This is a genomic window from Dyella japonica (assembly GCF_040545895.1).
GTDB classification, from domain to species: Bacteria; Pseudomonadota; Gammaproteobacteria; order Xanthomonadales; family Rhodanobacteraceae; genus Dyella; species Dyella japonica_D.
This window is the reverse complement of sequence record NZ_JBEPMU010000005.1, coordinates 209,575-224,121: the sequence shown is the minus strand read 5'-3', so window position 1 is coordinate 224,121 and position 14,547 is coordinate 209,575. Positions and strand designations below refer to the sequence as shown.

11 protein-coding genes are annotated in these 14,547 nt (G+C 66.0%); 3 read left to right on the top strand and 8 right to left on the bottom strand.

The window, feature by feature from the left end; genetic code table 11:
• Positions 1–8: 8 nt before the first annotated feature.
• The 8 genes from ABIC75_RS16765 to ABIC75_RS16730 form a co-directional block, all read right to left on the bottom strand.
• Entirely contained in the window at positions 9–935 is a 927-nt protein-coding gene (locus tag ABIC75_RS16765) for a type II secretion system F family protein (protein WP_354015036.1), read from the bottom strand.
• Positions 932–2,296, bottom strand: coding sequence for a CpaF family protein (locus ABIC75_RS16760; RefSeq protein WP_354015035.1), 1,365 nt, complete (start codon positions 2,294–2,296; stop codon positions 932–934). Before ABIC75_RS16760 ends, ABIC75_RS16765 begins: the two co-directional genes overlap by 4 nt.
• Positions 2,281–3,558 carry an AAA family ATPase gene (locus tag ABIC75_RS16755; protein ID WP_354015034.1) on the bottom strand — a complete coding sequence of 426 codons (1,278 nt, stop codon included), beginning with the start codon at positions 3,556–3,558 and terminating at the stop codon, positions 2,281–2,283. The genes ABIC75_RS16760 and ABIC75_RS16755 overlap by 16 nt, the downstream gene beginning before the upstream one ends.
• A gap of 10 nt (positions 3,559–3,568) precedes the next feature.
• Positions 3,569–4,870, bottom strand: a complete 1,302-nt coding sequence (locus ABIC75_RS16750; protein WP_354015033.1) for a type II and III secretion system protein family protein — start codon at positions 4,868–4,870, stop codon at positions 3,569–3,571.
• Complete coding sequence (gene cpaB, locus ABIC75_RS16745) at positions 4,867–5,868, bottom strand: Flp pilus assembly protein CpaB (protein ID WP_354015032.1); 1,002 nt, start codon at positions 5,866–5,868, stop codon at positions 4,867–4,869. The genes ABIC75_RS16750 and cpaB overlap by 4 nt, the downstream gene beginning before the upstream one ends.
• A 29-nt stretch (positions 5,869–5,897) precedes the next feature.
• Entirely contained in the window at positions 5,898–6,392 is a 495-nt protein-coding gene (locus ABIC75_RS16740) for a TadE/TadG family type IV pilus assembly protein (RefSeq protein WP_354015031.1), read from the bottom strand.
• Entirely contained in the window at positions 6,389–6,913 is a 525-nt protein-coding gene (locus ABIC75_RS16735; RefSeq protein ID WP_354015030.1) for an A24 family peptidase, read from the bottom strand. The genes ABIC75_RS16740 and ABIC75_RS16735 overlap by 4 nt, the downstream gene beginning before the upstream one ends.
• 107 nt (positions 6,914–7,020) lie before the next feature.
• A complete protein-coding gene (locus tag ABIC75_RS16730; protein ID WP_354015029.1) occupies positions 7,021–7,200 on the bottom strand; it encodes a Flp family type IVb pilin in 180 nt (59 codons plus the stop codon).
• Positions 7,201–7,816: 616 nt separating this feature from the next.
• Here ABIC75_RS16730 and ABIC75_RS16725 point away from each other — a divergent pair.
• The 3 genes from ABIC75_RS16725 to ABIC75_RS16715 all read left to right on the top strand — a co-directional run bounded on the left by ABIC75_RS16725 (position 7,817) and on the right by ABIC75_RS16715 (position 14,442).
• Positions 7,817–8,788 (top strand): AraC family transcriptional regulator, encoded by a 972-nt coding sequence (locus ABIC75_RS16725; protein WP_354015028.1) that lies wholly within the window; start codon positions 7,817–7,819, stop codon positions 8,786–8,788.
• A gap of 279 nt (positions 8,789–9,067) precedes the next feature.
• Positions 9,068–13,576, top strand: coding sequence for a YadA-like family protein (locus ABIC75_RS16720; RefSeq protein ID WP_354015027.1), 4,509 nt, complete (start codon positions 9,068–9,070; stop codon positions 13,574–13,576).
• A 47-nt stretch (positions 13,577–13,623) separates the two neighbouring features.
• On the top strand, positions 13,624–14,442 hold the full coding sequence (locus ABIC75_RS16715) for an OmpA family protein (protein ID WP_354015026.1): 819 nt from the start codon (positions 13,624–13,626) through the stop codon (positions 14,440–14,442).
• The last annotated feature ends 105 nt before the right edge of the window (positions 14,443–14,547 follow it).

Sequence of the window (14,547 nt, the reverse complement as noted above, 5' to 3'; positions counted from 1 at the left end):
AACGACAGCTACAACGACTTGGCAAGGCGGTAGAGCAAGAAGCCTCCCGTCAACTCCAGTCCGAGCGCGATGAGCATGAACCGGTGACCCAACGGCGAGGTGAACATCGGCTTGAAGAAGGTCGGGTCGATCAGCGTCATCACCGTGGAGACCGCCACCGGCAGCAAGGCGAGTACCCAGGCGGACATGCGCGTTTCGGCGGTGATGGCCTTCAGCTCGGCGCGCGCGTGTGCGTGATCGCGCATGAAGTCGCTCATGCGTTGCAGGATGTGATCGGCGCGGCCGCCCACGCGCATGCCGATGCCGAACACGGCGTGCAGCAGCGAGAGTTCTTCCATGGCGTAAGGACGCGATGCCATGGCCAGGGCCTGGTCGAGATCGGCGCCCGCATGCATGGACGACAGCGTGCGATCGAGTACGCCACGCAAGGGCATCGCCACCGACTTGCTGGTGCTCTGGAAGGCCATCGGCAGGCTGTTGCCCACGCTGGTCATGCGGATCATGCCGTCCAGGAAATCGGGCAATTGCGCGAGAAGCATCTGTTGCTGCCTTTCGATGCGCCGGCGTAGCCACAGCCACACGCCCGCCAGATACAGCGCCAGCATCAAGGGCATGCCCCATGCGCTGCCGATGCGCCACCACGCCAGCAGCGTGAGCACCACGCCGGGAGCGGCCAACGCGAGATAGATCGACCTGTCCGTGGAAAGCGCGGCACGCATGAGGACGCTGTCCAACCTCTGCACCAGTGCGCGCCGGCGCGGCACCGGCAACGGTGGCGGCGCGCGATGATCGGCCGGGCCGTGCGGCACCAATCGCTGCTCGATGCTTTCCATGCTCTTGCGCTGTTGCAGGCGCAAGGCACTGCCCCACCACAGCTCGATCGCGCCGGCGAGCAGCAGCAAAGCGAGGGCCGCGAGGGACAGCGCCTGGATCATGCAAACGGCCCGTTCGCATCGCGCAGGAACTGCCGGAACGGTTCGAGCTTGCTGGTGTGCGGCTGCAGGCCCAGGCTCATCCAGCGGTCGACTTCCTTGCCGTCGCGGTCGACGAAGGGATCGTGGCGATACATGTCCTGCGTGGTGATCACGTTGTCGCCCACGCCCGTCACTTCGGTGATGGAGGAAATCACGCGACGCCCGTTGCTCAGTCGCGCGATCTGCACGATGAAATCCACCGCGCTGGCAATCTGCCGGCGCAGGCTGTTCTCGCTGCCTTGGAAGCCGGCGAAGCCCGCGAGCATTTCCAGGCGATACAGCGCATCGCGCGGCGAGTTGGCGTGGATGGTGGACATCGAGCCGTCATGGCCGGTGTTCATCGCCTGCAGCATTTCCAGCACTTCGGTGCCGCGCACTTCGCCCACCACGATGCGGTCCGGGCGCATGCGCAGGCTGTTGCGCACCAGGTCGCGGATGCTCACGGCGCCTTCGCCGTCGAAACTGCCCAGGCGGCTTTCCAGGCGCACCACATGCGGATGGTTGAGCGCGAGTTCGGCGGTGTCTTCCACCGTGATGACGCGTTCCTGCGCGGGGATGAAACTCGCCAGCGCATTGAGCAGCGATGTCTTGCCTGAACTTGTGCCGCCAGAGACGATCACATTGCAGCGCCCCAGCACCGCCGCTTCGAGGAACGAGCGGATGGCGCGGTCGAAGGTGCCCTTGTCCTGCAGCTCGTCCGGCGTGAACGGATCCTTGCGGAACTTGCGGATGGAGACGCAGGGGCCGGTGACGGAGAGCGGTTCGATGATGGCGTTGAGGCGGCCGCCGTTGGGCAGTCGCGCATCCACCATGGGGTTGGAATCGTCCAGGCGACGGCCCAGCGGCGCGAGAATGCGGCGCACGATGCGCAGCAGGTGATGGTTGTCGCTGAAGCGGATGTTCTCGCGCTTGAGCACGCCCTTGCGCGAGACGTACACGTCATCGTGGCCATTGATCAGGATGTCTTCGACGTCCGCATCCAGCAGCAGATCGTCCAGCGGGCCGAAGCCGGTGAGCTCCTTCACCAGCGCGCCGGATACTTGCTGCATCTCCGACTCGTTGACCGGAATGCGCCACTCCTGCACGAAGCTGGCAGTTTCCGTTTCCACATACTTGGTGACGGTGCTGCGCGACCACGAGGCGATGTCGATACGCTGGTCCTCGATGCGGTTCAGCAGGAACTCGTGCGCGGCGGACAGCACGTCCTGGAACTGCTGGGTCTGCTCAAACGGCAGGTTCGGGCCATCCAGGCGCGAGGAGACATCGGCACGGCGAAGTGCCGCGGCTAGCAACGCACTGGAGGAATTCAGTGGCGTGTCCATAAGGCCCCCATTCGGTTGAGCAAGGTCCTCCAGCCGCCGTCGCCGGTGCTGCGCTTCGTGCGCAGGCGGAAGCGGGCGAGGAGGGGTGCGAGTGCGCGCACGTAGGCGTCGCTCGCGGCGGTTTCGTGCAACAGCGTTCCGCGGTTGGCGGCCGCGCGCAGCGTGCGCGAGCGCTCGGGCAAGGTGGCAAGCAAGGGCAGGCCGAAACGTTCGGCCATGCGCATGGCGCTGATGCCGCAGCCTTCGTCGTAGCGATTCACCACCAGCGACACGCGAAGGTCGCGTGCCTGCGCGCGATCGAGCTGGCGCAGGCAGGCATCGAGCGCCACCATGGAACCGAGCGCCTGGTCGCTGACCAGCCAGATCGCGTCGGCCATCTTCAGCAGCGTGTGCGCGACGTCGTCCAGCAGGCGGCTGTCGAGATCGCACAGCACCAGGTCGAACATGCCCAGCAGCCGTTCCAGCAGTGGGCCGACCTCGGCGCCGCCGAGGCTGATGTTGCGCTCGCGCGGTTGTCCCAGCACGGCGGCGCCGCTGGCATGGTGCGATACCGCCGTGCGCAGCAGCGTGGCGTCGATGCGGCTGGCGTTGCGCAGCGCGTCGTCGAAATGGAAATCGCCGCTCGTGCCCAGGTAGAGCCCGATGTCGCCGCTGGAATGTCCAAGGTCCAGCAGCATCACGTGATTGGCGATGGCCGGTGCATCGGCGGACGGCTTGATCGCTGCCGCCATCGCCCCGAGGTGCGCGGCCAGCGTGCTGGTGCCCAGGCCCGGACGCACGCCGCACACCAGTACGAGTTGTCCGCGCTTGGTTGCACGTGCGGGTTGGCCGTCCGCCGCGTTGCGCAGTTGCTCAAGCGCCGTCTTGAGTTGGTCGAGGATTTCATCATCGCCAGCATCGATGTCGATGAAGTCCTTCAGTCCGGCGCGCATCGCGCAGAGCACGCCAGCCCCGCGATCCGATGCCGCCGAGCCGATGCCCAGCAACACCAGGCCGGGATCGAGCGCCATGAGTTGGCGCGCGATTTCGGCGGACGCATCCGTATGACCCTTGGAGAAATCGAGCAGCACCAGGCGCGGCTGGTGCTCGTCGAGCACGCGACGGCTGGCGGTGAACTGACGGCTGTCGCACCAGGCCAGCGTGACCAGGTTGCGCAGGCGTGCCGAAAAACGCTGCGCATTGTTTTCATCGGGCGCGTAGAGCAGCAGCGTCGATTCCAGCGCCGGCTTGGTCAAGGTCACCACGGTGGGGTTTACCTGCATGGCCATGTCCTCAGCGCGAAAAGCCCGGCAGTTGATCGGAGCCTGCCGGATTGAGCAGCCACGAGCCCCACACCGGCAGGTTGTTCCGCTGTTCGCGCTCGCCAGGCAGCGGCAGCCGGGTGTCCTTGGCGATCGGGCGCACCAGATGCGGTGTCACGATCAGCACCAGCTCCTTGTCCTGCCGGCTGTACTTCAGGTCGCGGAAGAACGAACCGAGTATTGGGATGTCGCCGAGCAGCGGAATCTTGTCCACCTGGCTGCTGATGTTCTGGCTCACCAGGCCACCGATGATGAAGGTCTCGCCGTCGCCCAGTTCCACCGTGGTGTCCGCGCGGCGCGTGCTGATGGCAGGCACGGACACGCCGTTCAACACCACGGCATTGGTGTAGTCCAGGTCGCTGGCTTCTGGCGCCACCTTCAACGCGATGCGATCGGGCGCCAGCACCGTGGGCGTCACGGTGAGGCCGATGCCGAACGGCTTGTACACGATGGTGGTGGTGCCCAGCCCCTGCGGTTCGGGAATCGGCAACTCGCCGCCCGAGAGAAAGCTCGCGCTCTGGCCCGACAACGCCACCAGCGTCGGCTCGGCGAGCACGCGTGCCATGCCGTCGCTCTGCAGCAGGTTGAGGTTGGCGTTCCACGCATGCTGACCGTTGGCGCTGGTGTGGCCCATCACCAGGTTGAAGGCAGAAGAGATGGCGCCGCCGGTCGCGGTGGTGGCGCCCAGCGGTGAGGTGAAGCCGTAGCTGAAGCCGTTGTTGGTCGCCTTGAAGTTGATGCCGATCTGGCTCATCACCGTCTTGTCGAACTCCACCACCTTGACTTCCACCTGCACCACGCCGCCGCTGGCGACGGTGGAGGCATCGATCACCGCGCCCTTGTCGCCCGCAGCGTTTTGCGCGGCAGCGACGCCGCGTTCGTGTTCGAGCATGCTGTCGGCCTGTCCGCGCAACACGGCTTCGTTGTCCTGCACGGCGATGTGCAGGCCGCTATCGCTTTGCAGCGCGGCCTGTCCCGCGCTGCGCACTTCCACCGCCAGGCGTTGCGGCGTGGCATCGCCGCGACGCCACAGCAGCAAGGTGGTTTCGCCGGGCTTCTTGCCGACCAGCAGCGCGTCGCGCTGGCCTTTCAGCATCACGATGTCGGTGACGGACGGGTCGGCAATCGCCACGCGCTGGATGTCCGCCGGCAGATGCCAGGGCCGCTGCTCGTGCACTTGCAGCGCTATCGCTGCATCGTTGACGGACGCGGCGTGGGCCACCAGCAGCGGCAATGCGGCGGTTGCGAGCGTGATCCAGAGGCGATGGTTCATGGCGTCACCGCTTGCGGTGCGTGCGACGAGGATGCATTCGAGCCACGAATGATCTCCAAGCCGCCCTGCGAAGGCACGCGTGGCCGTAGTGTCGGTGCGCTTCCTCTTCCGTGTCCCACCAGGCTCGCATCCTCGATGCCGGCGAACGCCCGGTTTTCCGGCATGAGCAACCAGGCGCGCTGTTCGGCGGTGAGATCGCCACGAGGCGCCAGCACCGTGGGCGGCAAGGGAAACAGCAGATCGCTGGGCATGCCCTGATCGCCGGGATGCCGCAGCGCCAGCGACACCTTGCCGGCCTGCAGGCCAAGCACCAGCGGATCGACGTCCGCCAGTGGCACGGCAAGCACCGCCATCTTCGCTGCGGCCTCGCCCGCGTCGTTCCTGGTCGCCGATGCGGACTGCCCCGGTGTGACGCCGACGCTCGGCAGGTCACGCGCACCGTAGGCCAGCACGCGCAAACGCGAGGCAAGCAGGCGGCTGTCGGTATGTTGCCTGCCCATGGCGGCGGGGTTGAGCTCTTCCATCTTCAACGTGACCACGACGTCGACGTAATCGCCCGGTTGCACGCGGTAGCCCACGCCGGACACTTCATCCACCGGCACCGCGAGTGCGCGCTCGCCCGGCCGCAGCTGCATCGCGATGGGATTGGCGAGCAGTGCGGAGGTGACCACCGTGCCCTCGGGAATATCCACGCGCGGCACCTGACCCACCAGCAAGGCGAGCTGGCCGTAGCTGCCCTCAGGCGCCGTGGAAACCACCATGTCACGCAAGGAAGAAGCAGGGATCACCTCGCCCGCTGGCAACGCCTGTGCCGCCACGATGGCGTGCGCCACCTTCGCCGGCGCAGCGGGAGCAGGCGGTGGCGGAGTGGTCGCAGCGGCCACCGGCGCCGGCGCCTCCTGTACCTGTCGCCGCTTGCCGAGGTTGAAGGCGACCAGCGCCAGCACCGTCGCGAGGACGACCAGCACGATGGCGGCGATGCGTGACACGTTGTGCATCTGGATGCGTCTCCGGTTCGCGTGGGTCGTCAGGTGCCCAGATCCAGCTGCACGGTGGCCGAGCTGCTGAGGTTGGACTTCATCAGCCATCCGTACAGCGCCGTGGCGCCAGGTATGAACGGGTGCGTGTTGTAGTCGAACGAAGCCACCACCGTGATGCATTGCATGGCGGCGTTGCTGGGGCAGGGCGTGGCGGCAGAAACCGCGATCGGCGCGTAGTTGCCGCCAGGTGCGGGAGGTGTTCCGCAGTTGGCGCTCTCGCCGGAGAAGGCGAGCAGCCAGGACATGGAACGCTGGGCAGCGTTGCAGGCGTTGCTTTGCCGCTGCGCCACCGTGCCGTACTGCAGTGCCGCGCGGGCACCTTCGGCGGAAGCCAGTGCCAGCGATTGCTGCGCGGCGAAGATAAGAATGCCCGCCAGCGTAATCAGCAACAGCGGAAGCACCCCCAGCAGGAACACGAAGGCGAACTCGATCGCCGCCACGCCGCGCTGTCGCGCCGGGCCTGTGTGAAGGCGGCTGATCACGGCCGTCCCCACTGCGTCAGTTCCGGCGCGAGCACGGTGACGATGGCGGCGATGGCGAGATAGGCGGCATGCGGCAGGCCCACGCGCCCTTGCCGCGCATGCTGGGCGCGCCGCCACAGCGGCCATGCACGCAGATGTTGGTGGACGCTGACGATGCCGGGCGCACATGCGATGCGCGGCATGCGCAGCAGCAGCACGCAGGTGGCATGCACGCCAGTCATCAGGCAGCCCATGACCCAGATCGGCAGCAGCGCACGCGCGCCGAGCAGAAATCCCAGCGTGGCGAAGAACTTCACGTCGCCCGCACCCATCCAGCGGATCGCATAGAAGGGCAGCATGCTGATCAGGCCCGTAGCCAGTCCCAGCGGCGACGGCCAGCTGACCTGGCTGGCACCGGACAACTTTTGCAGGAACGCCATCGCGATGGCGGTCAGCAACGTGGCGACGAGCCACGCGTTGGGCACTCGGCGCGCATAGACATCGCTCAGCACCACGCAGGCGCCAAGAACGATTGCAAGCATAGAAAGTAGCGTGACCATGCCATCCCCCTTCAAGCCTGGTAGCCGTCCGTGGCCGGCCCCGATGCATCGGCGACGTCGCCCTCCGCAACGTCCTCTTCTGCAGTTGCTTAAGTGGTTGCCTTGGTCACCTGTCCCGTCAGGGCGGTGAAGATACTTTCGAACAGCGTGGCCAAAGGCCCCTTGAAGGCCAGTACGACGGCCGCCGCCACGATGGCCGCGAGAATGCCGTACTCGATCGCCGTGATGCCGTCTTCTTCCACAAGGAACTTGCGAATCGCTGCGTTCATGGGTTTGTCTCCGGTGGAGCTACGCGCTCTGTGTTCGGTATTTCAATCAGCATCCCGTCTTTGGCTATCGACGGTTTGCCGCCCCAATTGAGCATTAAGACCATCGTCCATTTGGACTATGAAAAGCGGTTGCACGGCCCGTGCCTTTAATCGGTCCAATAATCCGAATGGCTAGTTGGATCGATTAACAGCAAGCTGCCCGAAAGGTCTTCCGACGATTTAAATCGATGAAATAAAGATCGCGTGAAATTCGCGATTTTGTGAAGTCAATTTCACGTCGCCCGACGGCAGAAAACCGACGCCGGCCGCTCACGGCGCGAATCGCGAGAATTGTCGGAAAGCCCCCAAAAAAGTACGTTCCGGCCGTCCCGGGCGGAGTGACGTACAGCCACAGTCTGTTTTGAGCATGCGTGACTGCTTGCACAAAAACGGCAGGCATGAAGATCAATAATGTGATGCGCTTCACAAACTGAAGGGTGGCATTTCAGCCAAAACGGAAATTGCCGAATACGTGCATGGGGCGGCGCGTGCGAATTCTTTAATGCGCCTTGGCACCGGAGATAATCGATCAAGCAATTAATGGGCGCCTCGAAGTGGATGCCTCAGGGGGCAATCAATGGAAATCGAGAACGACGTCGGACTGCAGTCGCCCGATCTCGTCACGCTGTGCGGCATCCTGAAAGTCTGCGAACTGGAATTGGTGCTGCTGGGCAAGCAGGGACCGCGTGCGCACGCCGACTCGATGGCATCGGAGCATGCGATCTATTTCAGCGGTGAGGTGAACTTCGCCTTCCGCGGCCGCTTCGCGTTGCCGCAGGGCTGGTGCCTGTTCGGCTATCTGCATCACACGACGGAGGACAGCTGGTGCCATGGCACGTCGCTCGGCTCGGGCATGGCGTTCACCGTGTTTCCCGAAGGCATCAGTGAATTCATGCTCGGCAGCGGCAGTCGCGTCACCGGCGTGCTGGTGCCGCAGCAGCGCCTGGTGGACAAGTATCTCGAACTCAGTCCGCACCAGCCCGATGTTCCCGTGCGGGCGATTTCGCTCTTCGCGCTGTCTGACGACGAGCGCGCCCGCGCGTTGCGCGCGAAGATCGACGCCGTGCGCGAGCGCGTGGCGCGTCCGCCCAGCGCGGGGCCGCCGCACGACATCGACCTGGACGGGCTGCTCGAAACGCACCTCATTGCGGCGTTGTCGGCGCGCGCCGAAGATCGGCCCGCCTGCTCGCGCGGCCGCCGCACGCACTACCTGGCCATGCAACGCGCCGAAGAATTCATGCGGCGCAACCTGCGGCGGGACATCTATATAACGGAGTTGTGCAACGCCGCCGGCGTAAGCGAGCGCGCCCTGCGCTATGCGTTCGACGACCTGCTCGGCGTGTCGCCCAACCGTTACCTGTCCATGCTTCGACTTTGCACGGCGTGCAAGAACCTCACGTTGTCCGATGCCAGCCGGCGCTCGGTGAAGTCGGTGGCGCTCAGTTGCGGCCTGTGGGATCTCTCGCGCTTTGCCGATCACTATCGGCGTGTCTTCGGCGAGCGCCCGCGCGACACCTTGATGCGTGCGCCGCCGTTCGAAGTGGCCTGAGCGTCGTTGCTGCGCGCTGGTCACGCGCACGTTCTTCATCATCTCTCTTCACGCGACGCCCACGTGATGCCGGATTTGTGCAGGGCGCTGCCGTATTTGCCCAAGGCCTTGCCGGATTGGCTTATCTCGTTGCCGGATTGGAACATCGGGCGACCGCTGCGATCGTTGTAATGAACCCCAAGCGTTGCCGGTGGCACACGACGTGCGCCGGCACAGCTCGCATGGACTGTATGCGCGGCCACACCACGTGGACTGCGCCGGCCAAAAGGGGACATCTCAATGAACCGCATCTATCGTCTCGTCTGGTCCGACGCGCGGCGCGCGTGGGTACCGGCCTCGGAGCTCTCTTCGCCGCGTCATCGCGTTGCGCGCCAGATGGGTTTTCTGCCCGCGGTACGTGCCTTGCTGGTAACGGGCATGGCGCTGTGCGCGTTGGCGTATCACTCGGCATCGCATGCGGAAGGCGTCGACGACGCCAAGCTCAACGATCTCATGGGCCTGGTGGCGAAGTATGAGAATCCGCCCGCGCGGACGGCGCCGGTGGCCGCCAGCGTGCAGCTGTCGTCGCTGGGCAACCATGCCGCCGTGAGCGTGCCTGCTGGCACCGAGGCCGGCATGTCGTCGACATCATCGTCGGCATCGGTGCGACGCAAGGCCATGGTTGCCGGCGTGCGGGTGAAGGGTGGCGTGCCGATCGTACCCACCGTGCAGCAGATGAACTCCGGCGTCGCCATTCCGGCCGACCTGGGTTCGCGCGTTGGTGCGATATCCGGCGGTGCCGGCGTGGCGGCGTTGGGTCAGGGCCTGGCGTCCGCGATCCTGCCTTCATCGAACGAAGCAGCGGATCGCAACCGTTCCGTGGTGCTGGCCACGCAGGCGAACGTCACCAGCTCGCTCGTGGACAACCGCGCACCGGCGCTGGTCGGCGCCGATGGCCTGGTGCATCTCGGAACGCCGGTCGATGCCACGGTGGGCGCGCATGCCGCGGTGCTGGCAAGCAATGGCGATCTGGTCGATGCGCACGGACATGTCGGCGTCTCCGTGCCGGTGCTGTCGAGCACGCCCCTGGTGAATGCCGACGTCAATCTTCACGTAGGTGGCCAGCTGACGTCCGCGCTTGGTCCCGTACTGCAACCGGTCACCGGCGGCCTGGGTTCCGGCAGCGTGAGTGGCGTGGCGTCGACCTTGCCCGCGGCAGTCGATAGCGTGAATCACGCGGTGAATGGTGTCGTTGGCGGTGTTACCGCAGGTACGCCGCTCGCAGGCGTAACTGCGGCGGTGTTGCCTCCCGTGGAATCGACGCTGCACAACGTGGCGACGACGCTGGCCGGTGCAGGCACAGGCTCGGGTCTCGGCGGCGCGCTGGGAACGAACGGTCTCGTTTCCCCCTTGCCTGCCGCGGTGGATGGCGTGAATCACGCGGTGAACGGTGTCGTTGGTGGCGTCACCGCAGGCACGCCGCTCGCCGGCGCGACTGGCGCAGTGCTCCCGCCCGTGGAGTCGACGCTGCACAACGTGGCGACGACGTTGGCCGGTGCAGGCACAGGTTCGGGTCTCGGCGGCGTGCTGGGAACGAACGGTCTCGTGTCCACCTTGCCCGCCACGGCGGATGGCGTAAATCACGCGGTGAACGGTGTCGTTGGTGGCGTCACCGCAGGCACGCCGCTCGCCGGCGTGACTGGCGCAGTGCTCCCGCCCGTGGAGTCGACACTGCACAACGTGGCGACGGCATTGACCAGCGCGGGCGCAGGTTCCGGTCTCGGCGGCGTGCTCGGTGCGGGCAACGGTTTGGGCGGTGTGGTTTCCGATGTCACCTCGACCGTCGGCAAGGTACTGCAGCCGGTGACGGGTGGCAGCGCTGGCCTCGGCAATGTCACTGGCTTGGTATCGAACCTGCCGGCAACCGTGAGTGGCGTGACCCACACCGTGAGCGGTCTGGTCGGCGGCGCCACCGCGGGTACGCCGCTTGGTGGCACGGTGTCAGGCGTCGTGCAGCCGGTGGTGTCGACGGTCAACGGCGTCGTTGGCACGGTGGCTGGCGTGGGCAACGGCAGCGGTCTTGGCGGTGTGCTTGGATCGGGCAATGGTCTTGGCGGCGTGGTGTCCGGCGTCACCTCGACAGTGGGCCATGTGTTGCAGCCGGCGACGGGTGGCAACAGTGGCCTCGGCCAGGTCGGCAACGTCGTTTCGGGTGTGACGTCGACGCTCGGCGCCGTGTTGAATCCCGTGACGACGGGCGGACCGCTTGGCGCGATAAGCAATCTTCCTTCTACCCTCAACGGCGTCAGCAACACGGTGACGGGCATCGTGGGCGGCGCAACGGCGGGGACGCCGCTTGCCGGCACCGTCAACGGCGTGCTTCAGCCGGTGACCGGCGCGCTCAACAACGTGGTTGGCGCCGTGGCCGGCACGGCATCGGGAAGTGGACTCGGTGGCGTGCTGGGGTCGAGCGATGCGTCGCTGGGCAAGGTGCTGCCCGATGCGGACAAGACCGTCGGCGATCTCACCTCCACCGTTGGCGCGGTGCTTTCGCAGCCGAACGGCGCGGGCCTGGCGAGTGTGCTGGGGCAGGACGGCACGGCATCGTCGCTGTTGGGCAATCTCACGAATACGGCGGCCGACACGGTGAACAGCGTGCCGGGCGTGCAACTGGGCGCCACAGGCAATGGTCAGTCGTCCGGACAGAATCTGATCGGTGCGATTCCCGGTGCATCCAATCTCGTGGGCAAGGCCTTGCCGAGTGTCGCCTCGCTGCTCGGCGCGACGCCTGCCACGCCAGTCACCAGTGCGTCGGGCACGGGCAGCAGTGCTGCCGCCGTGCCGGTGGTGCCCGCACCGTCGGCCACGCCGACGGGACTCATCGTGGGCAATGGCGGTGTCGTGGGTACGGCCGGCCAGTTGCTCGGTTCATCCGGCAACTCGCTGTTCACCAACACCAATGGCTACGTGACCAATGGTGGGCTGCAGGTGAACGCGGCCAACTTCACGCAGGGCTATCAGGTGGTGAGCGTGGCTGGCATTCCGTTGGTGAATGCCACGCCCGTCGGCACGGTGCTCACCACGGTGGGCGGTGCCACGCTCGGCGGCACCGGCAGCAATTCGCACCTGACGCTGATCGGTTCGGTGAGTTCGGACAGCTACATCACCAACATCAACAATGGCGCGGCGGGCGGCCTGCTCGGCCTGGCGCTGCCCAACAGCGCGCCGGCGTGGGCATCCACCTGCGCGAACGTGCTGGGCGTGGTGCAGGCATCGTGCTGGGCGGTGAATGCCGCGCAGGACTACCAAGTGTTGATGGGCGATGGCGCGACGGCCAACGGTTCGAAGGAAGTGGTGATCGGCACCAACGCCAGCCACACCTTGCCGGCGGTCACGGCGGCCGCGGCCTTCCCCGGCAATGGCGCGAATGATCCCAACGATCCGTCCGGCGTTCCCACCGACGACTACAACGCTCGCCTGGGCCATTCCGTAGTGATCGGCGACAGCGCCACCGGCACGGCGAATGCGCAGACCATTATCGGTGCCAACGCCACCGCGAGCGTCGCCAACAGCGTGGCGCTGGGTTATGCCTCGTCCGCGGCACGTGGCGCGCAGAGCGGCTATGTCGCCTACGGCATGAGCACGTTGCAGAACTCCGCGGGCGAAGTGTCCATCGGCGCGCCGGGACAGGAGCGCCAGATCACCAACGTGGCAGCGGGCAGTGCGCTGACCGATGCGGTGAACCTGGCACAGCTCGAAGCGGTGTCCTTCGCCACAGGCAATGCCGTGCAGTACGACGATGTCACGCACGCCACGGTGACGATGGACAACACCAGCAGCACCGACGGCGGCGTGACGGGTGGCACCACGTTATCGAACCTGCACCAGGGCATCATTGGCGCCACCAGCACGCAGGCCATCAATGGCTCGCAGATGTGGCACTGGACGCAGGACACCACCAACGTCTACAGCAACACCAGCCTCTACAACGCGATCCAGAACATCAAGCCGGGCGGCACCACGATCAACAACGGCACGTCGGTGAAGTATTTCAACGTCAACTCCGCGTTGGCCGATTCCAGTGCCACCGGTGCAAACAGCATCGCGGCAGGTCCCGCGGCGACGGCGAGCGGAAGCAACGCGGTGGCCGTGGGCAACGGTGCGAATGCATCGGCTGACAATGCCGTGGCGCTCGGTTCCGGCTCGGTGGCCGATCGCGCGAATACCGTGTCAGTGGGAAGCGCCGGCGGCGAACGGCAGATCACCAACGTGGCGGCGGGTTCGGCGGCCACCGATGCGGTGAACCTCGGCCAGATGCAGGCGAGCATCAACACCTCCACGCAGGGCACGGTTCGCTACGACACCAACACCGACGGCAGCACCAACTACAGCAGCGTCACGCTGGGCAACGGCAATGCGGGCACCACCATCCACAATGTTGCCAACGGCGTGGCCACCAGCGACGCGGCGAACGTGGGTCAACTCAACGCGGGCATCCAGCAGGCGCAGAACTGGGCGCAGAACTACACCGACCAGCGCTTCGACCAGTTGAACGGCCAGATCCAGAACGTGGGCAATCGCGCCAACGCGGGCATTGCCGCAGGCATGGCGATGGCGGGATTGCCGCAGTCGTACGAGCCGGGCCGGAGCATGGCGGCGGTGGCCGCCGGTACGTTCCGCGGCGAATCGAGCATTGCGGTGGGCGTGTCTACCATCTCGCAGGGCGGCCGCTGGGTCTACAAGCTCACCGGCAGCGCGGACACGCGCGGCGACGCGGGCTTCTCCATCGGCGCGGGCATGCAGTGGTAACGCGGCTCTTCACAGCGAACTTCGGATAGCGATCAAGGGGAATCGTCATGCGAAAGACCATCCACATCACGCGACTGTTGCCTGCCATCCTGGCGGCAGCAGTCGCGATGGCCATCGGGGGCGCCATGCCCAGCCATGCGCAAACCGCCGAGGCCGGGCCGAATTTTCCCGACCCCGCACGCGCCACCATGCCCGAAGGCGTGTTCGTCAACGTGGAAAACCTGCGCAAGCTCGCGCCAGGCATGACCAAGCATCAGCTGTATGACCTGCTCGGCGCGCCGCATTTCAGCGAGGGCGTGTTCGGCGTGCATCGGTGGAATTACATCTTCGCTTTCCGCGAAACCGATGGCGGTGTGATCAAGTGCCAGTTCCAGGTGCAGTTCGACAAGAACCATCTCGCCCGGGCGTTCTACTGGAAGCCGGATTCGTGCAAGAACCTGCTTGCCCCGCCGGCACCACCACCGTCCCCCACGCCCGTGGCGACACCGATGATGGCGCTCACCTTGTCGTCCGATGCGATGTTCGGTTTCGACAGCGCCACGCTCACCCCCGATGGCAAGGCCAACCTCGATCAACTGTTGTCGCGCGTGCAGGAGGCGAGCCACATCCAGGACATCACGATCACGGGCTACACCGACCGCATCGGCAGCGAGCGCTACAACCTCGCGCTGTCGCAGCGGCGCGCCGAAGCGGTGCGCGACTATCTCGCCGCGCACGGTGTGTCGCCCGCCGCCATGCAGGTGGCGGGGCGCGGCGATGCCGACCCGCTGGTGCAATGCGATGACAAGCAGCGCGCGCGGCTCATTGCCTGCCTTGCGCCCAATCGCCGGGTGGAACTGAAGGGGACAGCAAAAGCGCAGATGTGACGCGGCGACGAGCCTGTCGCAGTCGGCACCGTGGCGGCCACATGGAAACCGGTGACCCCTCTACGGCGCGCCCCCCTAGCGCCGACCACCGCCACGGTGCCGACT